Origin of the sequence: Acidisphaera sp. L21 (assembly GCF_009765685.1) — a bacterium.
Taxonomy (GTDB): domain Bacteria; phylum Pseudomonadota; class Alphaproteobacteria; order Acetobacterales; family Acetobacteraceae; genus LMUY01.
This window is the reverse complement of sequence record NZ_LMUY01000078.1, coordinates 1-23,407: the sequence shown is the minus strand read 5'-3', so window position 1 is coordinate 23,407 and position 23,407 is coordinate 1. Positions and strand designations below refer to the sequence as shown.

The 23,407-nt window shown below is 65.9% G+C and carries 28 protein-coding genes and 2 tRNA genes; 11 read left to right on the top strand and 19 right to left on the bottom strand.

Going from position 1 to position 23,407, the window contains the following annotated elements:
- From GSQ76_RS16105 to GSQ76_RS16020, 18 genes are all read right to left on the bottom strand, one after another.
- A partial coding sequence (locus tag GSQ76_RS16105; RefSeq protein ID WP_158745064.1) for a monovalent cation:proton antiporter-2 (CPA2) family protein occupies positions 1 to 1,690 on the bottom strand: 1,690 nt, incomplete at its 3' end.
- Positions 1,691 to 1,795: 105 nt separating this feature from the next.
- Positions 1,796 to 2,233, bottom strand: a complete 438-nt coding sequence (gene rbfA, locus GSQ76_RS16100; protein WP_158745062.1) for a 30S ribosome-binding factor RbfA — start codon at positions 2,231 to 2,233, stop codon at positions 1,796 to 1,798.
- Positions 2,220 to 4,892 carry a translation initiation factor IF-2 gene (infB, locus tag GSQ76_RS16095; protein ID WP_158745060.1) on the bottom strand — a complete coding sequence of 891 codons (2,673 nt, stop codon included), beginning with the start codon at positions 4,890 to 4,892 and terminating at the stop codon, positions 2,220 to 2,222. The genes rbfA and infB overlap by 14 nt, the downstream gene beginning before the upstream one ends.
- Positions 4,893 to 5,582 (bottom strand): RNA-binding protein, encoded by a 690-nt coding sequence (locus tag GSQ76_RS16090; RefSeq protein WP_256366990.1) that lies wholly within the window; start codon positions 5,580 to 5,582, stop codon positions 4,893 to 4,895.
- A 43-nt stretch (positions 5,583 to 5,625) separates the two neighbouring features.
- Positions 5,626 to 7,158, bottom strand: a complete 1,533-nt coding sequence (gene nusA / locus GSQ76_RS16085; protein WP_158745059.1) for a transcription termination factor NusA — start codon at positions 7,156 to 7,158, stop codon at positions 5,626 to 5,628.
- A gap of 14 nt (positions 7,159 to 7,172) precedes the next feature.
- On the bottom strand, positions 7,173 to 7,760 hold the full coding sequence (gene rimP, locus GSQ76_RS16080; protein ID WP_158745082.1) for a ribosome maturation factor RimP: 588 nt from the start codon (positions 7,758 to 7,760) through the stop codon (positions 7,173 to 7,175).
- A gap of 83 nt (positions 7,761 to 7,843) precedes the next feature.
- The gene (locus GSQ76_RS16075) at positions 7,844 to 8,155 is read right to left on the bottom strand and encodes a hypothetical protein (RefSeq protein ID WP_158745057.1); all 312 of its coding nucleotides are present in this window, start codon (positions 8,153 to 8,155) and stop codon (positions 7,844 to 7,846) included.
- 86 nt (positions 8,156 to 8,241) lie between these two features.
- Positions 8,242 to 8,841, bottom strand: a complete 600-nt coding sequence (locus GSQ76_RS16070) for a nitrile hydratase subunit alpha (protein WP_158745055.1) — start codon at positions 8,839 to 8,841, stop codon at positions 8,242 to 8,244.
- A complete protein-coding gene (locus tag GSQ76_RS32485; protein WP_335904906.1) occupies positions 8,823 to 9,098 on the bottom strand; it encodes an SH3-like domain-containing protein in 276 nt (91 codons plus the stop codon). The genes GSQ76_RS16070 and GSQ76_RS32485 overlap by 19 nt, the downstream gene beginning before the upstream one ends.
- Positions 9,095 to 9,430: an SH3-like domain-containing protein gene (locus GSQ76_RS32480; RefSeq protein ID WP_158745053.1), complete on the bottom strand. Its 336-nt coding sequence runs from the start codon at positions 9,428 to 9,430 to the stop codon at positions 9,095 to 9,097. Before GSQ76_RS32480 ends, GSQ76_RS32485 begins: the two co-directional genes overlap by 4 nt.
- Positions 9,427 to 10,167, bottom strand: coding sequence for an SH3 domain-containing protein (locus GSQ76_RS16055; RefSeq protein WP_158745052.1), 741 nt, complete (start codon positions 10,165 to 10,167; stop codon positions 9,427 to 9,429). The genes GSQ76_RS32480 and GSQ76_RS16055 overlap by 4 nt, the downstream gene beginning before the upstream one ends.
- Before the next feature lie 38 nt (positions 10,168 to 10,205).
- Positions 10,206 to 10,589: a DsrE family protein gene (locus tag GSQ76_RS16050; protein ID WP_158745050.1), complete on the bottom strand. Its 384-nt coding sequence runs from the start codon at positions 10,587 to 10,589 to the stop codon at positions 10,206 to 10,208.
- Positions 10,582 to 11,367, bottom strand: a complete 786-nt coding sequence (locus GSQ76_RS16045; protein ID WP_158745048.1) for a molybdopterin-synthase adenylyltransferase MoeB — start codon at positions 11,365 to 11,367, stop codon at positions 10,582 to 10,584. Before GSQ76_RS16045 ends, GSQ76_RS16050 begins: the two co-directional genes overlap by 8 nt.
- Before the next feature lie 14 nt (positions 11,368 to 11,381).
- A complete protein-coding gene (locus GSQ76_RS16040; RefSeq protein WP_254070442.1) occupies positions 11,382 to 12,914 on the bottom strand; it encodes a D-aminopeptidase in 1,533 nt (510 codons plus the stop codon).
- Positions 12,915 to 12,962: 48 nt separating this feature from the next.
- Positions 12,963 to 13,493, bottom strand: coding sequence for a transcription termination/antitermination protein NusG (nusG, locus tag GSQ76_RS16035; protein WP_158745044.1), 531 nt, complete (start codon positions 13,491 to 13,493; stop codon positions 12,963 to 12,965).
- A gap of 17 nt (positions 13,494 to 13,510) precedes the next feature.
- Positions 13,511 to 13,705 (bottom strand): preprotein translocase subunit SecE, encoded by a 195-nt coding sequence (gene secE / locus GSQ76_RS16030; RefSeq protein ID WP_158745042.1) that lies wholly within the window; start codon positions 13,703 to 13,705, stop codon positions 13,511 to 13,513.
- A gap of 43 nt (positions 13,706 to 13,748) precedes the next feature.
- Positions 13,749 to 13,825, bottom strand: a tRNA-Trp gene (locus GSQ76_RS16025).
- 267 nt (positions 13,826 to 14,092) lie between these two features.
- Positions 14,093 to 14,166, bottom strand: a tRNA-Gly gene (locus GSQ76_RS16020).
- A gap of 176 nt (positions 14,167 to 14,342) precedes the next feature.
- On the opposite strand from GSQ76_RS16020, the gene GSQ76_RS16015 reads away from it, so the two are divergent.
- The 7 genes from GSQ76_RS16015 (at position 14,343) to GSQ76_RS15985 (ending at position 19,768) form a co-directional block, all read left to right on the top strand.
- Positions 14,343 to 14,582 carry an acyl carrier protein gene (locus GSQ76_RS16015; RefSeq protein WP_158745078.1) on the top strand — a complete coding sequence of 80 codons (240 nt, stop codon included), beginning with the start codon at positions 14,343 to 14,345 and terminating at the stop codon, positions 14,580 to 14,582.
- 34 nt (positions 14,583 to 14,616) lie between these two features.
- Complete coding sequence (fabF, locus tag GSQ76_RS16010; protein ID WP_158745040.1) at positions 14,617 to 15,879, top strand: beta-ketoacyl-ACP synthase II; 1,263 nt, start codon at positions 14,617 to 14,619, stop codon at positions 15,877 to 15,879.
- 47 nt (positions 15,880 to 15,926) lie between these two features.
- Positions 15,927 to 16,916 carry an endolytic transglycosylase MltG gene (mltG, locus tag GSQ76_RS16005; RefSeq protein WP_158745038.1) on the top strand — a complete coding sequence of 330 codons (990 nt, stop codon included), beginning with the start codon at positions 15,927 to 15,929 and terminating at the stop codon, positions 16,914 to 16,916.
- A 19-nt stretch (positions 16,917 to 16,935) separates the two neighbouring features.
- The gene (gene gmk / locus GSQ76_RS16000; RefSeq protein WP_158745036.1) at positions 16,936 to 17,550 is read left to right on the top strand and encodes a guanylate kinase; all 615 of its coding nucleotides are present in this window, start codon (positions 16,936 to 16,938) and stop codon (positions 17,548 to 17,550) included.
- Positions 17,551 to 17,670: 120 nt separating this feature from the next.
- Complete coding sequence (locus GSQ76_RS15995; protein WP_254070441.1) at positions 17,671 to 18,297, top strand: amino acid ABC transporter permease; 627 nt, start codon at positions 17,671 to 17,673, stop codon at positions 18,295 to 18,297.
- Positions 18,294 to 18,947, top strand: a complete 654-nt coding sequence (locus GSQ76_RS15990; RefSeq protein WP_158745034.1) for an amino acid ABC transporter permease — start codon at positions 18,294 to 18,296, stop codon at positions 18,945 to 18,947. Before GSQ76_RS15995 ends, GSQ76_RS15990 begins: the two co-directional genes overlap by 4 nt.
- A gap of 26 nt (positions 18,948 to 18,973) precedes the next feature.
- Positions 18,974 to 19,768, top strand: coding sequence for a transporter substrate-binding domain-containing protein (locus GSQ76_RS15985; RefSeq protein WP_158745032.1), 795 nt, complete (start codon positions 18,974 to 18,976; stop codon positions 19,766 to 19,768).
- Positions 19,769 to 19,819: 51 nt separating this feature from the next.
- Here the strand turns inward: GSQ76_RS15985 and GSQ76_RS15980 are convergent, their stop codons facing one another.
- Positions 19,820 to 20,236, bottom strand: coding sequence for a response regulator (locus GSQ76_RS15980; RefSeq protein WP_158745031.1), 417 nt, complete (start codon positions 20,234 to 20,236; stop codon positions 19,820 to 19,822).
- Positions 20,237 to 20,523: 287 nt separating this feature from the next.
- On the opposite strand from GSQ76_RS15980, the gene GSQ76_RS15975 reads away from it, so the two are divergent.
- The 4 genes from GSQ76_RS15975 to GSQ76_RS15960 are packed head-to-tail and all read left to right on the top strand — an operon-like array spanning position 20,524 to position 23,243.
- Positions 20,524 to 21,180, top strand: a complete 657-nt coding sequence (locus tag GSQ76_RS15975) for a 50S ribosomal protein L25/general stress protein Ctc (protein ID WP_158745029.1) — start codon at positions 20,524 to 20,526, stop codon at positions 21,178 to 21,180.
- A 9-nt stretch (positions 21,181 to 21,189) separates the two neighbouring features.
- Positions 21,190 to 21,768 carry an aminoacyl-tRNA hydrolase gene (pth, locus tag GSQ76_RS15970; protein ID WP_158745027.1) on the top strand — a complete coding sequence of 193 codons (579 nt, stop codon included), beginning with the start codon at positions 21,190 to 21,192 and terminating at the stop codon, positions 21,766 to 21,768.
- On the top strand, positions 21,769 to 22,863 hold the full coding sequence (ychF, locus tag GSQ76_RS15965) for a redox-regulated ATPase YchF (protein WP_158745025.1): 1,095 nt from the start codon (positions 21,769 to 21,771) through the stop codon (positions 22,861 to 22,863).
- On the top strand, positions 22,860 to 23,243 hold the full coding sequence (locus GSQ76_RS15960) for a RidA family protein (protein WP_158745024.1): 384 nt from the start codon (positions 22,860 to 22,862) through the stop codon (positions 23,241 to 23,243). The genes ychF and GSQ76_RS15960 overlap by 4 nt, the downstream gene beginning before the upstream one ends.
- Positions 23,244 to 23,407: the final 164 nt, after the last annotated feature.

The following is a 23,407-nucleotide window of genomic DNA, read 5'->3' as shown; positions in this document are numbered from 1 at the left end:
AATAGGCGTGGCTCTCGACCAACATGCGCTCGTCGAACTCGCGGAACACGCCCACCACGCGATGCGCCTCGGCCTCCGCCATGCCAAGTTGCCGCAACGTCATCTCCGTCAACTCCAGGCTGGAGAAAAACGTCTCGCGCACGATGCCGGTGATGTTGCGGTCCATCAGCAAATGGGCGTGCCGGCGGTTGCGGGCGCGCGACAGGATCTTCAGCTTGGGGAAGGTGCGCCGGGCGATATCAACCACCTGCAGCCCTTCTTCCACGTCGTCCAGCGCGACGATCAGCAACTTTGCGGTGTCGGCCCCGGCAGAGCGGAGCAGATCCGGCCGGGATGGGTTGCCGAAATACACCTTGGCGCCGAACTTGCGCAGCACCTCGACCTGGGTGGCATCCTGTTCCAGCGCGATGAAAGGGATGCCCTGGGTGCGCAGCACGCGCCCGACGATCTGTCCCACCCGGCCGAATCCGCAGATGATGACGGGGGCGTTCTCGTCGATCGTATCGAACTTCTCGGCCTTCCGCTTGCTAAGGCGGGGGATGACGAACTTCTCGCTGGCGGCGAACATCAGCGGCGTGGCCGCCATCGACACGGCGATCACCAACGTCGCCTGGTCGGCAGTCTGCTGGGTGAGCGCGTTGACGGCGACGGCGGCGGCGAACAGCACGAAGCTGAATTCACTGCCCTGGGGCAGAGCGGCGGCGAAGCGGATGGCGTTTGCCCAGTCCTGCCCGGCGATCCGGCCTAGCATCAGCGCAACAACGACGTTGGACAGCATCAGCGCCGCAACGCCACCCAGGATCCACACCGGCTGGCTGCCAAGCAGAGTCAAATCCGCCTCCATGCCCACGGACATGAAGAAGAAGCCCAGTAGCAGCCCTTCGAATGGTTCGATGTCGGCCTGCAACTCGTGCCGGTATTCCGAGTCCGATAGCAGCACACCCGCCATGAATGCGCCGAGCGACATGGACAGCCCGGCCTCGTTGGCCAGAAAGGCGGTTCCGACGACTATGAGCAGGGCGGTGGCGGTAAACACCTCCGGCGTGCGGGCGCCCCCGATCAGGCGGAATACTACCGGGACCAGGAACCGGCCGCCGATCAGGATGGTGGCCACGGTGCCCACGGCCAGCATCACGGAGCGCCATGGCACGTGATGCGCCACCGAGCCCAGCAGCCCGGCGCCCTGGCCCGGCGCCATCAGCGGCACGATGGCAACCAGCGGAATGAAGGCGAGGTCCTGGAACAGCAACACGGCGAACGTGTCCCGCCCCGCGCGGCCGCCCAGCAGATCGCGCTCCCCCAACATCGGCAGCACGATGGCGGTAGAGGACAAGGCCAGCCCGATCCCCAAGATGATCGAGCCATTCCAGCTGATGTCGGCCGCATAGGCCAACCCGGTGATGGCGGCTGCACTCAGCACGACCTGCGCCGCGCCCAGGCCGAAGACCGAACGCCGCATCACCCACAGCCGCTGCGGCCGCAACTCCAGCCCTATGAGAAAAAGCAGCATCACCACGCCCAATTCGGACACGGTGGCGATCTGCTCCACATCGCTGACCAGCCGTAGGCCCATCGGCCCGATGGCCACGCCCGCAACCAGGTAGCCGAGTACGCTGCCGAACCCCAGCCGGCGGGAGATCGGGACGCAGATAGCGCTAGCCAGCAGCAGAGCAACGAGGGTGGCGATCATGACCGCACCGTCCTTTCACAACCGTGGTAAGGCAAGTGACGTATTTGTCGAAAAGACGCCGGAAGCAGGCGCAGGCGTATAAACCACCTGGCAGCCCGCAGGGGATCAGTCGCTCTTTAGATCCCGCAGCACGTCGGGCCTGTGGAGCAGATCTTCGACATGCATCGCATATTCCAGCGCAGTGTCCGGCTGGAAGCTCAGCCCGGGAACGATGCGCAAGCGCATGCCCTTGGCCAATTCGCTACGTAGATATGGCACGGCCCGCGTCAGCGCCGGCACGATCAGGTCAACGTCGGAACGGCCGAGCCGGGTGACAAAGGCGGTCGCGTTCTTCAGATCCGGACTGATCCGAACTTCGGTTACCGTCACCTGGATGTCGGATAACGCCGGGTCACGAAACTCGCCGCGCAGGAAGATGGCGGATAGCAGGTGGCGGATTTCCTCCGCCACCCGCAACTGCCGCTGGGTCGGGCCGGCGGGGGCACGCTTCGGCTTGCGCTTGGCTGGCGCCCCCTGTGTCGCGCCCTGGTTAGCCCGGGACATACTCCACCTCGAAACACTCGACCATGTCGCCTTCCCGCAGATCGCTGAACCCGGCGAAGGACAGGCCGCACTCGTAGCCACGGGCCACTTCGCGCACGTCGTCCTTGAACCGCTTCAGCTGGCTCAGCTCGCCATTGTGGATCACCACGCCATCGCGCAGCAGTCGCACGCCGGAGCCGCGCTTCACCATGCCCTCGGTCACCATGCAGCCGGCGACCTTGCCGGTCTTGGTGATGTCGAACACCTTGCGGATTTCGGCATAGCCCAGGAACTTCTCGCGCGCCTTCGGGGCCACTTTGCCACGAACCATCTTCTCGATGTCATCGGCGACCTCGTAGATGATCGAGTAGTAGCGAATGTCCACGCCCTCGCGCACCGCCAGATCCCGCGCCTGGCTGGTGGCGCGCACGTTGAACGCCACGATCATCGCGCTGGACGCCTTCGCCAACTGCACGTCGCTTTCGGTGATCTGTCCGACGGCGGACAGCAGCACCCGGACGCGCACTTCCTCATGCGCCAGCTTCAGCACCGTGACGTTGATCGCCTCGGAACTGCCCTGGACGTCCGCCTTGACCAGCAGGGCGACTTCCTTCTGCTCGCCGGCCTGGATGCGGGCCAACATTTCGTCCAGCGTGCCGCGGGCTGCGGTCTGCGCACCGGCGGCGCTGTCCTTCAGCTTGCGCTGACGGAACTCGCTGATCTCGCGGGCACGGCCTTCATTTTCCACCACGACGAACGGCTCGCCAGCGCGCGGAACCGAAGCGAGGCCTTGGATCTCCACCGGGGTGGACGGCCCGGCGATCTTCACCGGCTTGCCCTTGTCGTCGGTCATGGCGCGGATCTTGCCCCACTCCGCACCGGCCACGACGATGTCGCCGGCGTGCAGCGTGCCCTTCTGCACCAGGACGGTGGCGACCGGGCCGCGACCACGGTCCAGCCGACTCTCCACAACGGTGCCCTCGGCGGTGCGATCGGGGTTGGCGCGTAGATCCAGCAACTCGGCCTGCAGAAGAATCGCCTCCTCCAACTTGTCGAGCCCGGTCTTCTTGGTTGCGCTGACTTCGACGTCCTGGGTGTCGCCACCCATTTCCTCGACCACGATCTCGTATTTCAGCAGTTCCTGCCGCACACGGGTCGGGTTGGCGTCCGGCTTGTCCATCTTGTTGATGGCCACCACGATCGGCGCGCCCGATGCCTTGGCATGGCGGATCGCCTCGATCGTCTGCGGCATGACGCCATCGTCGGCCGCTACCACCAGCACCACGACGTCCGTCACCGAGGCACCGCGGGAGCGCATGGCGGTGAACGCCTCGTGGCCCGGCGTGTCGATGAAGGTGATCTTGTTGCCGCTGGGCATCTGCACCTGGTAGGCGCCGATGTGCTGTGTGATGCCACCGGCCTCGCCGCGCACCACGTCGGTCGAGCGTAGCGCGTCCAGCAGGCTGGTCTTGCCGTGGTCGACATGGCCCATGACGGTGACGACGGGGGGCCGCGGCAGCATGTCGGTATCGATATCGGTCTCACCCTCGATCCCGATTTCAACATCGCTTTCCGACACGCGGCGGGCACGGTGGCCGAATTCCTGCACCACCAGTTCGGCGGTGTCGGCATCCAGCGACTGCGTGATGGTCGCCATCACGCCCATCTTCATCAGCGTCTTCACCACTTCGCCGGCGCGGGCCGCCATACGGGCCGCCAGTTCCTGCACGGTGATGGTGTCCGGCAAGATCACGTCGCGCGTCACCTTCAGCGAGTCGGAACGGAGCATCTCCAGCTCCTGCTGACGACGCTCACGGTCACGCTGGCGGCGAACGCTGGCGAGCGAACGGGTCTTCTCGTCCTCGCCCTCGATGGCGGCCTGCACGTCAATGCGGCCGTCGCGGCGGCCCACCAGGCCCTTCTTGGCGACCGGCATGGTCACCTTGCGGGCGGGCAGCGCCATTCCGGGGCGACGACGCGGTGCTTCCTCTTCCTCGCCAGCGCGTGCGGGCTTCAACCGCAACGTCTCGGTTGGAGTGCCGGGTGCGGCAGCTGGCGTGCCAGGCGTGGCCGCGGCTGGTGCCACAGCCGGGCGCACGGGAGCCGGAGCCTCGGCCTGGACAGACTGGGCAGCGCCGGTTGCCGCCTGTGCTGGCGCGGTGGTGGCGGCAACCGCGGCGGCTTCTTGGTTCGCCTGGATCTCGGCGGCTTCACGCGCTGCGGCTTCCGCCGCGGCGGCTTCGCGCACTGCGATCTCGGCCGCACGGGCGGCCTCTTCCTCGCGACGCCGGGCTTCCTCGGCGGCGGAGAGGATGGAGATCTTCTCCTGCTCGCGACGCTCGATCTCGCGACGGGCGGCCTCGCGCTTTTGCTCTTCCAGGACGCGTTGGCGCGTGGCCAGCTCGCCGGCGGTCAGCGCGCGTCCGGCACCGGGGCTCGGGCGCGTGGGTGCGACCGGCGCACGCGGCACGCCGGGCACAACAGGCGACGGAACGGGAGTCGGCGCAGCCGGGAAGGGCTGGCGCTTCTTTCGCACCTCGACCTGGACCTCCCGCGATCGGCCATGCGGAAAGCTCTGGCGTACCGAGCCGGCGTCAACCGTGCGGCCCAGTTCCAAGCGGCCTGCGGGGCGCAGCGAAAGCCGTCCCTTTGCCGCGTCCTGATCGTTATTCTCGCTCATTCACCCGTCCGTTCGATCACCGCGACGCCTACGTGGCATCGGGTCGTTCATAGTCCCATTCCCACCGGCCGCTGCCTGACCATCCCTGGTCATGCCTGCCAGCCGGAATGTCTCCGCCTTCAGCGCCTCGGCCAGGCGACCCGGCGTGATCGTCACGTGTACTACGTGGTCATGCCCGAACACCGCGCCCAGTGCCGACGCCGTCAGCGGCCGTACAACCGCCATATCCTGCGCCCCGGACATCAACCGGCGGCACTCATCCTCGCTGCCATCCGACGCCTGCACCACCAACCCCGCCTTCGCCCCAGTCTTCACCAGGGCCTCGCGCGCCTTGGCAAACCCCCCAACCGCTTGCCCGGCGCGTCGCGCCAAGCCGAGCAGATCGGTCACCCGCCGGGTCAATCCAACCTGGATCTGACGAACAAGCTCTGGCGGCAGAGTAACGGGGCCGCGGGCCGCGCGTGCGAAAGCGCCCCGCTTAACGGCGGCTTCTACCACATCGGCGGACGGGCTCAACCAGAATCCCCGGCCGGGCAGCCTTGCAGTCAGGTCGGGCACAATTAATCTATCCGGTCCCAGCACGAAACGGATCATCCGTTCGCGCTCGCCAGAGGCCCGAGTGACGATGCAGCGGCGCATCGGCCCCCGCTCGTCGTCCGGTTCCCAATGGTCACCGTCCCCCCCATCCACAGGGGAAGGTGGGAGCGGCTCGGGATCGTGAAGCTTTGCAGACTCAGGCGTTGCCAGCCTCCTCGGCCGCCGGTTCGTCGCCGGTGAACCAATGGGCGCGGGCCGACATGATGATCGCGTTGGCGTCGTCGGCTGTCATTGCCGCCTCGCCCACGATCTCCACCAACTCGTCGCCGGCCAGGTCGGCCAGGTCGTCTAGCGTCTTGATGCCCTTCTCGCCCAACTGCACCAGCATGGCTGGTGTCAGCGACTCGATGCCGGCGATGTCGTCGGTCACGCCCAACTCACGGCGCTTATCGTCCATCTCGACATCCCGGCGCTGCAGGAAAAGATCGGCGCGGCTGATCAGTTCGGCAGCGACCGTCTCGTCGAAGCCCTCGATGTCGGACAGTTCGTCAGCCGGCGTGAAAGCCAATTCCTCGATGGAGGTGAAGCCTTCGGTCACCAGCAGGCCGGCGATCATATCATCTACGTCAAGCGCCTCGACGAAGATGCCGGTACGACGGCGATATTCTTCCTGCCGGCGCTCGCTCTCCTCGGCCTCGGTCAGGATGTCGATGTCCCACCGGGTCAACTGGCTGGCCAGACGCACGTTCTGGCCGCGGCGGCCAATGGCGAGCGAAAGCTGCTCGTCCGGCACCACGACTTCGACGCGACCGGCTTCTTCGTCCATCACGACCTTCGTCACCTCGGCCGGGGCCAGTGCGTTCACCACGAAAGTGGGCGCCTGGGCGGACCAGGGAATGATGTCGATCTTCTCGCCCTGCAGTTCCTGCACGACGGCCTGCACGCGGCTGCCGCGCATGCCGACACAGGCGCCGACCGGGTCGATCGAGCTATCGCGGCTGATCACGGCCATCTTCGCTCGGCTGCCAGGATCGCGACTGACAGCCTTGATCTCGATGATGCCGTCATAGATTTCCGGCACTTCCTGCGCGAACAGCTTGGCCAGGAAGGCGGGATGGGTGCGGCTGAGGAAAATCTGCGGACCCCGCGGCTCTTCGCGGACATCGTAGATATAGGCGCGCACGCGGTCGCCATTGCGGAAGCTTTCGCGCGGGATCAGCTCGTCACGGCGTAGCAGTGCTTCGGCGCGGCCCAGTTCGACCATCAGGTTGCCGTACTCGGTCCGCTTGACCAGGCCGTTGACGATCTCGCCCACGCGATCCTTGAACTCGTCGTATTGCTTCTTGCGCTCGTATTCGCGGACGCGCTGCACGATCACCTGCTTGGCGGTCTGCGCGGCGATGCGGCCGAAATCGATCGGGGGCAGGGGGTCGACCAGGTGGCCGCCGACCTCGATATCGGGCTTGAACTTGCGAGCGATGTGGACGGGGATCTGGGTTTCTTCGTTCTCGACCACCTCCACTGCCTCGGTCCAGCGGGACAGGCGAACGTCGCCGGTCTTGCGGTCGATCGTGGCGCGGATGTCCTTTTCGCTGCCGTATTTGGCGCGACCGGCCTTCTGGATGGCCTGTTCCATCGCCTCGATCACCTCCTCGCGGTCGATCGACTTCTCACGCGCGACGGCGTCGGCGACCAGCAGCAGTTCGGGGCGGGCGACGGCGGTATCCATGGTTCAGGTCTTCCTCAGTTCGTCTTGTTCGCGGGCTTCTGCTGGGCGGTCGCGGCGATCAGCGCGTCCGTCAGCACCAGCTTCGCCCGGCGCATGTCCGATAGCGGTAGCGCTACCTCCGTGCCGTCGTCCAGACGCATCCGCGCGACCGTCTCATCAGCGCCCAGCACGACCCCGGTAAAACGCTTGCGGCCATCGACCGGCATATTCACCTCGGCCCGTGCCTGATGCCCGGCGAAGCGGTTCCAGTCCTTCACCCGGGTGAGCGGGCGGTCGATCCCGGCGCTGCTGACTTCCAGCGTCCAGGCGGTCTTGATGAGGTCGGCGACATCCAGCGTTGCGCTGACGACGTCGTTGATCTTCTCGCAATCCTCAATGGCGATCATCGAACCATCGGCGCGGTCAGCCATCACCTGCACGGTCGGGCGGTCGCGACCCAGCACCGAGACGCGCACGATCTCGTAGCCCATATGGGTTAGCGATAGCTCGATCTCGGCATGAATCCGAGCTTCGAGGCTGAAGTGTTGGGCAATGGAGTCGGAGGGATCGGTGCTGTCGTTGTCCAAAACGCAAAAAGGCGGCCGGTTAGGGCCACCCTCCATCAAGGTCGGAGAATGTTGATATGCACGCCTACATAGCGGCGAACGCGCGGGGGTTCAAGCCCGCGCGCGCCGTACCAAGGAGCTTACTTGGTCTTGGCTTGGTCCAGCTGCTGCTGGTTCAGCTGGTCGGTGCTCGCATCGATGGCCGGGTGGGATGCAACGGTCTTGCCGTGCATCATCGGCTTACCATGCATGGCGGCATGATGAGCCATCGGCTTGGCGACGTGCTTGGCCTTCGCCATCGGGGCGGGCTTGGCTGCGGGCGTTGCTGCCGGAGCAGGCGTTGCTGCCGGGGCAGGCGTGGCGGCCGGGGTCTGAGCGAGCACGACGGACGGTGCGAGCGAAATGGCGGAAATGGTCAGGGCGGCGGCGGAGAGCAGGGCAAGCTTATTCATTCAAACACCTTCAGCGACTGTAACTCTGTTGCAGCGTAGCAATGCACGTTGCGGATGCAAGCGCAACGACCAAAATTGAAGCATTTTCAGGCAGTAACGTGCGGAAGTGTCACACCGATCATGTCACCTTCTGTCACCACTCCCGCCAATCGGTCTTCGGACCAGCCTTCGGTACCCGGCGGTCGCATCGGAAGCACCATCCAGCGGTAGTCCGCCGTGCTGTCGACGACGCGGATGGTGGTGTCGGCTGGCAAAACCGTGCGCCATTCTGCCAGTACACCCGCCGGATCGCGCACTGCCCGGGCCCGGTAGGCAGCCGACTTGAACCAGAACGGCGGGTAGCCCAGCACGGCGCGCGGATAGCAACTGCACAGCGTGCAAACGACGAGATGGTGCAGCCCCGGCGCGTTCTCCAACACACCCAGCGGCGGCATGCCGCGCATCGGGATGCCCAACAGTTCCGCGGCCTTCGTACCATCCGCCAGCATCGTCGCGCGGAACGCCGGGTCGACCCAGGCGCGGGCTACCATGCGCGCGCCCTGGCCGGGATGCGCCTCGTCGACGAAGCGAATGCGTTCCTTGATCTCCTCGGGCGTGACGATGCCCTTGGCGGCCAGCAATCCGCGCACGGCAGCCAGCAGGCGGTCGCTGTCGGTACGCAGCAGGGTTAGATCGGCTGCAGCCATGGCTCGAACACCTCCACAAGAAGATCGGCGCCGCCACCGGGCCAAATGCCCTCCGGCGCGAACGCGACATGATACAGCGGCAGGCGGGATGCAGGGCGGGCGAAGGCGAGGTCCTCGGGGTTCGCGAAGTCGCCGAGGTGCCGCACGACCGTACCCTGCCGGCCGCGCAGGTAATGGGGAGTACGGATATGCACCGGGCCGCGCGCCTCCGGCCAATCGTCACGCACCTTCACGGCGGCGCCTGGGGCGAATTTCACTTCAGCGCCGCCACAAGTTCTTCCGCGGTGATCACTCCTTGGACCAGCAGATTGTCGGTGATCGAGCGGATCCAGCGCTGGTAGTAGCTGAGCTTGTGGTATTCGCTCTCCGGAATGGCTTCGATGCCGCGCCGTAGTTCATCCACGCCCATGACGCCCTTGGCGCCCAGCAGGCCGCGGATCGCATCCACCTCCCGGTCGAATTCGGTCAGCGCATGCGCGGCGGTGTCGATCGGCTCGCAAAGGAATTTGCTGACGCCGCCCATGTCGTGATGGGCGCGGTTCGGATTGTCGCCAGGCTCGGCGATGCCGGCGTCGGGCAGATCGCTCATTGAATGGCCTCCCCGGGGTAGGTTCCCCAGAATGCTTCGCGTTTCAGCCACCCACGATACTCACCGACCTGCACTTGGCACCAGTCCGCTTTTGCGTCGCAGGACCGGATACGGCCGATGACACCCGGCTTTAGCCGCGCGACGGCGGAGGCGGTGTCTTCCGCGCTGGAACGGATCACCTGTTCGACCCCGACCGAAACGAAGGTGCGACGCCCGACGAGCGTGGCTTGATGCACCCAGCCCTTCACGCCTTCCTGGTCGGCGACCAGACGCCAGACCTCGAACTCACGCTGGATTTCCACGGGCAGGTCGCGGCGTTTGTAGACCCACTCGATCGGGTAGCGCAGGCCGGGGCCAGTGCGCAGGTTTACCTCGTCGGTCTTCAGCGAGGCGAAGCGTGGCAGCGGCAGGCCGGTATTGCTGCCCTTCGGCGGTTCGGTTGGCGTGCTGCTTGGCGCGGGCACGGCAGCCGGCGCCGGCGTGACGGCCGCGGGCGCAGCGGCCGGGTTATGAGCCGGCGGCGTGCTGGGCTTGGCGGGGGGCGTGTGCCGCGCTGGTGGTTTGTGCGCCGGCGCCGGGTGCTTGGGTGTCTCGTGACGAGGCTCCTCGTGGTGGGGCGCCTCATGATGTGCCACCTCGTGATGAGTCGCTGAGGGCTCCGGCTTGCGAGCCTCCTGCGCAGCGAGTGGCCCGGCGATCACGAGAAGGATGAGAGCGAGCAGCGCGGAAAATTGCATAGGCCTCCCTGCCAAGCTGCAGAGGAGCCGGTCAAGCCTCAACAGGTCACGATCGCGCCGCCCCTCGTCGCCTCCAAAAAGGTGGCGATCCCGGCAACCTGCACGCCGGGCAATAGTGCGGCGTCGTCGATCGCTTCCGCACGCAGCCCGGCCTCACACGCGATCATGCGCAGGCCCAGTTCGATCGCGGCCTCCCGCAGCACATCCAGCCCGGCGACGCCGCGTGACACGATGGTCGCGTCGCGCCCGGCATCGTCCAGCGTGCGCCAATCTGCCAGTAGCGCGCGGCAGCCCGCGTTGGAGGCGAACAACGTGACGTCGCGCCCCAGCGCTGCAGCGCCGGTGGCCAGAACGAACGCGTAATGCGCCCGGTCATGCGCGCCAGACAGCAGCAACACGCCGAATCGGTCTGGCTCAGCCATGGGCGGACAGGTCGTGGATCGCCGGATGATCGCCGCAGGCGGGGCAGGCTGGGTCCCGCGGAAGCCGCACGGTATGGAAGCGGGCGCCCAGCGCGTCCCAGATCAGCAGCCGGCCGGACAAGCTATCGCCGGCGCCCAGCACTTCCTTCAGCACCTCCGTCGCCTGCATCGCCCCCATCACGCCGGTGACGGCGCCCAGCACCCCGGCTTCGGCACAGGTGGCGACGGTGCCCGGGGGCGGTGCGATGGGGTGGAGGCAGCGGTAACAGGGTCCGCCGGGCTTGAAGGTGGAGAGCTGGCCGTCGAAGCGGAGCACTGCGGCGGAGACGAGCACCTTCTTCGCCAGCACGCAGGCGTCGTTCAGCAGGAAGCGCGTCGCGAAATTGTCGCTGCCGTCGCACACCAGATCGTACCGCGCCACCAACCCGGCGACGTTGGCCGCGGTGAGCCTGGTCTGGTGCAGTTCCAGCTTCGTATCAGGGTTCAGCGCACCCACGCTGACGGCGAGCGATTCAACCTTTGCCATGCCGATTCGGGCGGTGGTGTGGGCGACCTGGCGCTGCAGATTCGATAGTTCGACCGCGTCGTCATCCACCACGCCGATCGTCCCGATGCCCGCGGCGGCAAGGTATAGGACCAGGGGACATCCAAGCCCGCCAGCGCCAACCACCAACACGCGGGCTGCCCGCAGGGCCGCCTGTCCGGTGCCGCCGATTTCGGCCAGCAGAATGTTGCGGGAGTATCGATTGATCTCGTCGTCGGTAAAGTCGAGGTCCATGGGCGTGATGTAGGCTAGGTCCGCTCGAAATTCACCTGGCGCGCCAGCCAGCATCCTACCTGCACCCGCGCCACTGCGCCCATTTCGTCCCGCTGCACCCACAGCGTCCAGTCGCCCGGCGCCGCGTAGTCCAGCGCGCGTGGGCAGGGGAGCCGCCAGTGATCCGTCCCGTCGGACAGGAGCGCGTGCATGGTGCCTTGGCCCAGCCAGCCCTCGAACACCCCGTATAACACGCCGCCGACCGCCTCGATGACCAGCGTGGCGTCCAACTCGGCGGCGTGGAAACGGCCTTCGATGTCGCGGACGGCCTCGCCCTTTACCGGCACCAGCCGGCTGTGCAGATTGTCGCCGGGCCGGTCCAGCCAGACGCCATCCGCCGTCGGGGTGATGGTGGCGGATTGGCCCTGCGCCTTGCCGGGCAGCAGGTCCAGCCACTCCGTCCGGGCGAAGTCGAGCCGAATGCGTTGATCACCGGCAGGCGTCAAATGCGTCAACAGCCCAGTTTCGGGTTCGCGGAACATGCCGGATGGGATCGGGCTGCCGGGGGTGGAGGGTGAAGGCGGTGGCGATAGGCCCAGCGCGGCGTGGACGAGGTCGGTTGCGGCGGCTTGTGCGTTGAACAGATGGTTGAACAGCACGACGACGGACAGGCGCGGCTCCGGCAGGTAGAGCCGCTCGCTTCGCCAGCCGCGCAGGCCGCCGCCATGGCCAGCCCCCGGCATGCCGCCATGACTCAGGCGGCGCAGGCCGAAACCGTAGGCGGCCGGGTTGCCATCCCGGAACGTCACCGGCCGGGTCAGGCGGTGATACAGGCTGGCTGGATCGTTCCTGGTGCGGTCGATGTAGCGTTCCCAGGCGATCATATCGTTCAGGCTGGCGACCAGCCCGGCGTCGCCCGTCCAGTGAATTCGGTTCACGGCGGCGATGAAGCCGAACTCGACATTGCCCTCGTAGCCGACGGCGCCACCCGGCAACGCGGCCGTGTCCGGGGCGATCTGCGCGGTCGGCATGCCGGCGATATCCAGCACGCGCTGGCGGAGCAACTCGGCGAACGGGCGGCCGATATGCTGCTCGATCAGGTCCGACAGCAAGCGGAAATTGCCGTTGGAATACGAGTATCGGGTGCCCGGCGCGAACTGCAGGCTGCGCGTGCCACGGAATAAGCGGGCGGCGTCGGCCGGGCCGAACACCCCGTCCACATCCGCCCCGCACAGCATCGCCAGCGCCCAATAGTCGCGCAGGCCGGACTGGTTGTGGCAGAGGTCCCGCACGCCGGGCGGCTCCGGAAGCAACGGTAAGGCGGCGGCCAGTGCTGCATCGAGGCGCGCCGGGTCGCCGACCTGGTCCAGTAGCAGCGCGCACGTGAATTGCTTGGTGATCGAGCACACGGGAAAAAGCGTCTGCGCGGTAAACGGCAGCCGCTTGTCCCGATCGGCCCAGCCCCAACTCCGCTGCTCCAGCACGACTCCGTCGCGGAGGACGGCAACGGCGCCGCCAGGGCCGGGGTAGCGGGCGGGCAGGGCATCCAGCGCGGCAGAAAGGCTCATTCCCGACATCCAGAAGAGAGCCTCGCTGCGGTCGTTGGCGGAGGCGGGTTAGACCTTTTCGACCTGGCCGTATTCCAGATCGACCGGGGTGGAACGTCCGAAGATCGAGACGGAGACCTTCACGCGACCCTTGTCCTCGTCGATTTCCTCGACCGTGCCGTTGAACGAGGTGAACGGGCCATCAGCCACGCGAACCTGCTCGCCGATTTCGAACAGCACCGCGGGGCGGGGATTGTCCACACCTTCGGCCGACTGCTTCAGGATCCGCTCGGCCTCGGCCTCGCTGATGGCCTGGGGCTTGGTCTTGCTGCCCAGGAAGCCGGTGACCTTTGGCGTGTCCTTGATCAGGTGCCATGTGTCGTCGGTCATTTCCATCTTTACCAGCACGTAGCCGGGGAAGAACTTGCGCTCGGCCTGGACCTTCTGGCCGCGCTTCAGTTCGACCACTTCTTCGGATGGGACCAGAACCTCGTCGACCAGGTCGGCCAATCCCTTGCGGGCAGCCTGCTCCTTCACCTGCTCGGCGATTTTCTTCTCGAAGCCCGAGTAGACATGCACGACATACCAGCGCTTGGCCACGAACTGAACCTTTTGAACTAGATCGACGCACCGAACAGGACGCGGACACCTAGTCCGGCAGCCTGATCGATCACGAAGAAGAACACGGCCGCAGCAGCGGCCATGGCGAAAACGAGCCCGGTGGTTACCAGCGTCTCCTTGCGGGAGGGCCAGGTAACCTTAGCGACCTCGGCGCGAACCTCGCGCACGAATTGAGCCGGCGCAATCGCCACGACGTTGTTTCTCCACCAAACACGAATTTCCGGCGCGCGGGGCTGGCAGGGGCGGAGGGTCTCGAACTCTCAACCTCCGGTTTTGGAGACCGGCGCTCTAGCCAATTGAGCTACACCCCTGCACGGCGCCGACCGCGCGAGCCCCGTATCAAGAGCGAGCGGGCTTCCATGTCAAGTCTGGGATGGTGAGCCCGCGCCAGTTTCGGCGGGGCGGGACGCTGGTTTTTTTCCGTGGGGTGACGCGCGACGGCAACATGTCTGATGCACGTATGCCACAATTGCTGGCAGATCGCGCCAGGGCAACACTTACAGTTGCCCATCAATGATGCAAACCCGGCCCGTACGAACTTTGCGCTCAGGTCTCTGTAACATATTGGAAAGGGGCGGTGGAGCGGGTGACGGGGATCGAACCCGCATTGCCAGCTTGGAAGGCTGGAACTCTACCATTGAGTTACACCCGCCGCGCGTATGGTCGTTACACCAGAACGCGGCAGTGCGCCAGCAAGGCCGCAAACCCGGACGCACCGGCACCCGCCTTGGCGCACGCCGCGAAACCATGCTAAGCGCCCCGCTTGCCTCTATCGAGGCGCTCCCTGCCCCCTTTTGCGGCAACTGGCCGACAGGATTGGAAGAAGACATGAGCGAGATTGCCGACAAGGTTAAGAAGATCGTGGTGGAGCACCTCGGCGTCGAAGAGAGCAAGGTTACGCCAGAGGCCTCGTTCATCGATGACCTGGGCGCGGACAGCCTCGACACCGTCGAGTTGGTGATGGCCTTCGAGGAAGCTTTCGGTGTTGAGATTCCCGAGGACGCGGCCGAGAAGATTGGCACCGTGAAGGACGCCATCGAGTATATCGAGAAAGAAAAGGCGGCCTAAGGCCGGCATAGACGGCCGGCACTGGGAGAGCGCAATGCGTCGGGTTGTCGTGACGGGGATGGGCATCGCCTGTCCGCTCGGGGTTGGTGTCAACCACGTTTGGAAGCGGTTGATCGAAGGGCAGTCGGGCATCATTGCCATCGACTCCTTCGACACCGCCGATATGCCGGCGAAGGTTGCCGGTCAGATACCCGTCGGCAAGCGCGAGACCGGTGGCCTGGACATCAGCGAATGGGTCCCAGTCAAGGACCATAAGAAGATGGACCGCTTCATCCATCTGGCGATGGTCGCCGCGACCGAGGCCGTCGAGGATTCCGGCTGGGCGCCTGAGATCGAGGAAGATCGTTGCGCCACGGGCGTGATGATCGGCTCCGGCATTGGCGGCCTTCACACGATCTATGAGGCATCGATCCTGGTGAACGAGGGCCGGGCGCGGCGGCTGTCGCCGTTCTTCATCCCGGCCTCGTTGATCAATCTGTGCTCCGGCCACGTGTCGATCAAATACGGCTTCAAAGGCCCGAACCACTCGGTGGTGACAGCCTGCGCTACCGGCGTGCATGCCATTGGCGACGCGGCCCGGCTGATCATGCTGGGTGATGCGGACGTCATGGTGGCGGGCGGTGCCGAGGCGGCGGTGAACCCACTGGGCATTGCCGGCTTTTGCGCGTCGCGTGCACTATCCACCAATTTCAACGACAACCCGACCGCGGCCAGCCGGCCGTGGGACCGGGATCGTGACGGCTTCGTTATGGGCGAGGGCGCCGGCATCGTGGTTCTGGAAGAGCTGGAGCACGCCAAGGCACGCGGTGCGAAGGTCTACGCCGAGGTATGCGGCTACGGCATGTCCGGCGACGCGCACCACATCACGGCGCCGGCCGAGGGGCATGAAGGTGCCTATCGTGCCATGAAGGCGGCGTTGAAGAATGGCGGTATCCAGGTCGGCGACATTCAGTATGTGAACGCGCACGGCACCTCCACGCCGCTGGGCGACGATCTGGAGTTGGAGGCGGTGGAGCGCTTGTTCGGCGACAGCGCCCGACAGATCGCGATGTCATCCACCAAATCGGCCACCGGGCATTTGCTGGGCGCGGCCGGTGCGATCGAGGCGATTTTCTCGGTCCTGGCGATTCGCGACAACGTCGCACCGCCGACGCTGAACCTGGAAAACCCCAGCCGGGCCAGCGCCATCGACCGCGTTGCCAAGGAGGCGCAGCAGCGCCCGATTGAAATCGTGCTGTCCAACAGCTTCGGCTTCGGCGGCACCAATGCGAGCATTCTGTTCCGCCGGGCTGCTTGAGGCTCGGGCGATCCTCGCCTGATTGCCGGGACGAGGGCTGAACCAGGATGCGCCGGGTTCTGCTGATTCTGCTGCTTCTGATTATCATGGGCGTTGGTGGCGCCGGGTTCTGGCTGTATCGCCAGTTCGACGCCCCGGGGCCGTTGGTTGCGGCCAAGGCGGTGGTGGTGCCGCGCGGCGGCTTCGGCGAGTTGGGCGAGGCCTTGCAGCAACAGGGCGTCATCGACTCGGCCCTGTTGTTTCGGGCCGCGGCGTTGGCGACGCTACGTGAGGGCCCACTGCACGCCGCCGAATTGTCGTTCCCTGCCGGGGCCAGCCTGCGCCAGGTGCTGGTTGTGTTGCGCACCGGCCGGGCGATCCAGCACCATCTGACCATCCCCGAGGGGCTGACGGCGGCGCAGATCGCGCGACTCGTCGATGCTGCAGATGGATTGAGCGGCGACACCCCCGTGCCGGCCGAGGGCACGATCCTGCCGGAAACCTATAGCTACGAACGGGGCACGAGCCGCGAACAGTTGATGGATCGCGCCCGCACTGCCATGGACCGGGCGCTGCAGAAGGATTGGGACTCGCGCGCGCCCGGCCTGCCGCTGCTAAACAAGGCGGAGGCCCTGGTGCTGGCGAGCATGGTGGAGCGGGAGACGGCCAAGCCCGAGGAACGGCCCATCATCGCCGCCGTGTTCCTCAACCGGCTACGCCAGGGCATGAAGCTGCAATCCGACCCGACCGTCGTGTATGGCGCCAGCGGTGGATTGGGCGTGCTGGACCACCCGATCACCCGGTCCGAACTGGACCATCCCGACCCCTACAATACCTACCGCATTCCCGGCCTGCCACCTGGGCCGATCTGCGTGCCGGGACAGGCCGCGTTGCGGGCCGCGATGCAACCCGCGGCGTCGGACGCGTTGTTCTTCGTCGCGGACGGGACGGGCGGCCACGTGTTTGCCCGCACGCAGGAGGATCATTTGCGCAACGTCGCTCATTGGCGTGACATTGAGCGTGCGCGCGCCATGCCGCCTGCGCCCGTGCAGCAATGACGAACCGAAAGACCCAGCGATGACCCGGCGTGGCGTGTGTCTCGTGATATCCGCCCCCTCCGGCGCCGGAAAAAGCACGATCACGCGCGCTCTGCTGGATAACGAGCCGGCGCTGCGCCTGTCCGTCAGCGCCACGACCCGCGCGCCACGCCCGGGCGAGGTCGAGGGCCAGCATTATTTCTTCCGCACCCAGGACCATTTCGCCGGCATGGTGGCGAAAGGCGAGTTGCTGGAATGGGCCGAGGTGTTCGGCCGCCGCTACGGCACGCCCCGTGCCCCAGTGGAGCAGGCATTGGCGGCCGGGCAGGATGTGGCGTTCGATATCGACTGGCAGGGCCATCGCCTGCTGCGCGCCGCCCTGCCCGCCGACGTGGTGAGCGTGTTCGTGCTGCCGCCCTCCCTGGCCGCGCTGGAGCAGCGGTTGCGTACCCGGGCTGGTGACGACAAATCGGAAATCGCCAGGCGCATGCAGGCGGCGCGGGACGAGATCTCCCACTGGCCGGAGTTCGACCATGCCGTGGTGAATGACCGGTTGGACGACGCGATCGACGCCGTGCGTTGCGTGCTGCACGCAGCGCGTTGCACCATCGCGCGCCAGCCCGCGCTGGAAAAGTTTGTCACCAGCCTCGGCTAGCGCGGAAGGCTGCGCACTGGTCTACTCCGTCACACGCCGGGTCACACGGCGATTATCCGGGGGAGGTCCAAGCTGGAATACACGTTCCACTTCGGTGATATTTGGGAAGCACGGGACGAGTTGCTGGCCGGCGCGGTGTTCACGCTGTGGCTGTCGGCGGTGTCGATGGCGATCAGCCTGGTTGTGGCGGTGTTCGGCGCCATGGCCCGCACCTCCGGCCCACGCTGGCTGCGGAGCGTGGTCGCGGCCTATGTCGAGGTCATTCGCAACACACCGTTCCTGGTGCAGCTGTTCCTGATCTATTTCGGTCTCCCCCAGTTGGGCATGCGGCTGGATGCGAACGAGGGCGCCCTGCTGGCAATGGTGCTGAACGGCACCGCCTACACGATCGAGATCGTGCGTGCCGGTATCGAGGCGATCGGGCCGGGCCAACTGGATGCGGGGAAGGCACTGGGGCTGCACCGATTCGGGGTGTTCCGGCTGATCGTGCTGCCGCAGGCGCTGCGGATCGTGGCGCCGCCATTGGGCAGCCAGTTCATCTTGCTGATGCTCAACTCGTCCATCGTCTCGGTCATCGCCGCGGATGATTTAACGGCTGCGGCGCAGGATGTGGCGGGCCGGACGTTCCGCTCGTTCGAGGCGTTCATCTCCGTCACGCTGGTTTACCTGGTGCTGTCGCTGCTGTTCACCGCGGTGTTCGCCGGGCTGGAACGCCTGGCGTTCGGCCGCCGGGTGGCCTCGCGATGAGGTCGCTAGGCACCGGCGACTATCTGTTCCTACTGCTGGCGATGCGCTGGACCATCGTGCTGTCGGTCGGCGCGTTCGTGTTCGGCGGGCTGATCGGGGCGGCGGTGGCGTTGGCCCGTATTTCGAGCGTCCGTGCGCTGCGATGGCTGGCCATCGGCTATATTCGCCTGCTGCAGGGCACGCCGCTATTGCTGCAATTGTTCCTGGTATTCTTCGGCGGCGACCTTCTGGGCTTTGGGCTGGGGCCGTATCTGTCGGCGATCCTGGGCCTGAGCCTGAATGCGGGCGCGTTCCTGGGTGAGATCTGGCGCGGCGCGTTGCAGGCGGTGCCGGTCGGGCAGACCGAGGCGGCGCGGGCCCTTGGCCTGGGCTACCGCGCCCGGATGGTGCGCGTCGTGGGACCGCAGGCATTGCGGATCGCCATCCCCCCCACGGTCGGCTTCCTGGTCAACCTGGTAAAGAGCACGTCGCTGGCCGCGATCATCGGCTTCGTCGAGCTGACCCGGGCCGGGCAGATGCTGAACAATGCGACGTTTCGGCCCTTCACCATTTTCGGCATTGTCGCCGTGCTCTACTTCCTGCTTTGCTGGCCTCTCACGATCGTAAGTCGACGCCTGGAACGGCGTATGTCGGTCGCGCATAAGCGGTAAAAACAAGACTGTTGGGGAACGTTTGCATGAAAGCCTGGAAAATAGGGGTTTGCGCCGCCGTGCTAGCCCTCGGCTGGCTGCTGGGGGTCGGACCGGCGCGCGCCCAGACGGTGGACGAGATCGTCAGCCGCGGCACCATCAACATCGGCGTGCTGGTTGACCTGCCGCCCTACGGCCTGCTGAACGACAAGCAGGAACCGGATGGGTATGACATCGAGGTCGCCAAGCTGATCGGCGCCTATATGGGCGTGAAAGTGAATTTGGTGACGCTCACCAGCCCGAACCGGATCCCCTTCCTGGTGACCAACAAGGTCGATCTGATCGTCGCCACCTTCGGCATCACACCAGAGCGGGCGAAGCAGGTGATGTTCTCCATCCCCTACAGCGCGATCGAGAACGTGGTGTTCGCTGCCAAGGATAAGAGCATCAAGTCGCTGGACGATCTGAAGGGCCTGCGCATCGGCGTGCCCCGTGGCACGGTGCAGGACGTGATCCTGACCAAGCGTTTCGGCACCACGGCCAAGATCTCCCGCTTCGATGACGACCCCAGCACCTACCAGTCGCTGATCGCTGGCCAGGTGGATGCCGTGGCGGAGACGGGGCTGACGGGGGATGAGTTCTACGCCAAGAACCCCGGCGCCAATATCGAGCGTAAGTTTATCCTACTGCGCCAACCGAACGGCATTACCATGCGGGCGAACCAGTGGAACCTGCATCAGTGGATGAATACCTTCGTGTATTTCACGAAAAATAACGGTGAACTGGATGTGCTGTGGCAGAAATGGTTCCACCAGCCGCTGCCGCCGCTGCCGACGTTCTAATTGGCGTCACGCTTACGTCACGGCCGGTGTGAACCGGTCGTGACACCGCGGCTATCGCGGCGTGTTGGGCTGCGGATCGCGCTTCGTCGCGCAGATATGGGCGGAGCGTAGCAGCAGCGATTCCAGCGCGGTCAGCATCTGCTTGGACCCAAATGGCTTGCGCAGCAGTGCCTCGGACGACGATAGACGGCCAACACGGGTCAGCATGTCGGGCCGCCCGGTCATGAACAGAACGGGTCGATCGGGATGGCGTTCGTGGAAATTGCGCGCGACATCGATCCCGTCTGCCGAACCCGGCATTTGGATATCGGTCAGCAGCAGGTCGAATCGTTCGCTCGTTCGTAACAACTCGCAGGCTTCGTCACCCGTGCCGGCCTCGACCACGGTGTAGCCAGCGTCTTCGAGCGTCTCGGCCAAGGTGAGCCGGATCAGCCCTTCATCCTCGACCAACAGTACACATTTCGACATTCAGCGGACCTTGCCCAGCAGGACGCGGGATAGATCGTGTGTAGAGGATGCTTGTCTAAATCCCTGGTAAGATTCCCGAGAGCGGGGCTCAGCTATGCAAAGTTGTATCTTTTGTGTTGCAGCCTCGTCACCCGGGCGACGATCCTCGTCGCCCGGTCGCCCGGTCGCCCCGCTTGCTCCCGCAGGCCCGATCCGCTAGATAGCCGCCTTCGCCGGCACCCCTGGAGGCCGGCCGCACGCATTTGCAGGCAAATCTGCAGGCGGCGAAATTTTGCACGGAGTGTCTTATGGCCAGTTTCACCACGATTCAGGCCGAGGCTCGCGAGCTTGCAGGTAAGGGGGCGGCACGCGCGACTCGGCGGGCAGGAAAGGTTCCTGCGGTTATCTACGGCGCCAAGCAGACGCCAACCCTTATTTCCCTGGACCCGCGCGAGGTCATGCGCGAGCTGATCCGCGGCGGCTGGCGTTCGCGCCTGTATGAGGTGACGGTCGACGGCAGCAGCGAGCGCGCCCTGATGCGCGACGTGCAGTTCCATCCGGTCAGCGACAAGCCCGAGCATGTGGACTTCCAGCGCCTGGCCGCGGGCGAGCAAATCCGCGTCGCCGTGGCGGTGAGCTTCCTGAACGAAGCGATCTCCCCCGGTCTGAAGCGTGGCGGCGTGCTGAACGTGGTGCGTCACTCCGTGGAAGTGCTGTGCGACCCGGACAGCGTGCCGGAGCATTTCGAGGCCGATCTCGGCTCGCTGGACATCAACGACAACGTCCGCTTCTCCGATCTCACGGGGACGGAGGGCGCCAAGCCAACCATCACCGACCGTGACTTCGTGATCGCCACGGTGGCTCCGCCGACCAAGTCGGCCGAGATCGTGGCGCCGGAAGCCGCGGCGGCAGCACCGGCAGCGGCCAAGGGCAAGGCTCCGGCGAAGCCCGCCAACAAGAAGTAGGCTGGGCCCTTGCAGCTCTGGGTCGGGCTCGGCAACCCCGAGCCGGGCATGGCGCGGCAGCGGCACAATATCGGCTTCATGGCCATCGATCGCATTGCCGAGCGCCACGGGTTCTCCCCGTGGCGCAACCGCTTCAAGGGTTTGGTGGCGGAGGGCAGCGTCGGCGGCACGAAGGTGCTGGCGCTGAAGCCGATGACTTATATGAACGACAGCGGCGTATCGGTGCAGCCGGCCGCCGCGTTTTTCAAGTTGGCGCCCGCCGATATCACTGCCTTCCACGACGAACTGGATCTGGTGCCCGGCAAGGTCCGGGTGAAGCGCGGTGGCGGTGCGGCCGGGCATAACGGGTTGCGCAGCATGGACCGCGTGTTGGGCAGTCCGGATTACTGGCGGGTGCGGCTGGGGATCGGCCATCCCGGCCACAAGGATCGCGTACATGGCCACGTGCTGGGCGACTTCCACAAGGTCGACGCACCGTGGCTGGCTGCCCTGCTGGACGCCGTGGCGGACGCCGCCGGGTTGCTGGCAGCCGGGCAGATGGAGCAATTCATGACCAAGGTCGCACTCGCGACGCAGGAGAGCGGCTAGATGGGTTTCAACTGCGGTATCGTGGGGCTGCCAAATGTCGGCAAATCCACCCTGTTCAACGCATTGACGGCGACGGCAGCGGCGCAGGCGGCCAATTACCCGTTCTGCACGATCGAGCCGAATGTCGGACGCGTGGCCGTCCCGGATCCGCGCCTGGGCAAGCTATCCACGATCGGCAAATCGGCCAAGATCGTGCCGACCAGCCTGGAATTCGTCGATATCGCCGGGCTGGTGCGTGGCGCCAGCAAAGGGGAGGGGCTGGGCAATCAGTTCCTGGCCAACATCCGCGAGGTAGACGCGATCATCCACGTTCTGCGCTGCTTCGAGGACGATGACGTCACGCATGTCGAGGGCAGCATCGACCCGATCCGCGATGCCGAGACGGTCGAAACCGAGTTGATGCTGGCCGATCTGGACAGCCTGGAGAAGCGGCTTTACGCGGCGCAGAAGAAGGCCCGCGGCGGCGATCGGGACAGCGTCGCCCTGGTGGCGCTGATGGAACCGCTGGTGGCAGCGCTGCAGGCTGGCCATCCCGCCCGCACCGCGATTCCGCCCGGCGAGGCGGAGGCAGTGCGTCGCCTGCAACTGATGACGTCCAAGCCGGTGCTGTATGTCTGCAACGTGGCCGAGGGCGACGCGTCCGAGGGCAACGCCCACTCCGCCGCCGTCGCCGCCATGGCGAAGAAGGCGGGGGCAGCAACCGTCATCGTGTCCGCCGCCATCGAGGCGGAGGTGAGCCAGTTGCCGGAGGAGGACCGGGGCGAGTTCCTGTCCGGCCTGGGGTTGGAGGATAGCGGGCTGGATCGGGTAATCCGCGCCGGTTACGGGCTGCTGGGGCTGATCACCTATTTCACTGTCGGGCCGAAGGAGACGCGGGCCTGGACCATCGTCGCCGGCACCAAGGGCCCGCAAGCCGCCGCCGTCATCCATAACGATTTCGAGCGCGGGTTCATCGCTTGCGAGACGATCGCCTATGACGACTTCATCGCGTTCAAGGGCGAGGCCGGCGCTAAAGAGGCTGGCAAGATGCGGATCGAAGGCCGCGATTACGTGGTGAAGGACGGCGACGTCCTGCTGTTCCGCTTCAACGTGTGATCGACTTCTTCGACCCGCCACCGCCGGGTTCGCCCCAGCCGTTCAGCCGGGCAACACGGGCAGCCGGGCTGGTATTCGTCTCCGGCGCCTCCGCCCCGCACGACCCGGCGCGCGGCATCTTCCGCGGCGCCACCGCCGCGGATCAGGTGCGTAACGCCCTGGCGGCGATCGCGGAGACGCTGGCCGAGGCAGGCAGCAGCCTGGATCGCGTCGTGCAGGTGAGCATGCTCATCAGCGACCCGGCCGATTACGAGGCGTGCAACGCGGAATACGTGAAGCACTTCCCCGGCGGGTTGCCAGCGCGGCACACCGCCCGGTTCGGCGTGCCGACCGAGGCGAAGGTGGCGTTTGCCTGTATCGCGCTGGCAGGTGACGTCTAGCCTCAGCCCGCCTTCGGCTCGTAACCCGGCTTCTTGTAAAGCTGGTCCCAATTGGCGGTGATGTCCGGCGCATACACCTCACTATCCCAACGGTCCGGCTGAACATCCTCGACATGCACCGAAACCGCCGCTTCGCTGCACTGCGTCGCTGCCATGACGGCTTT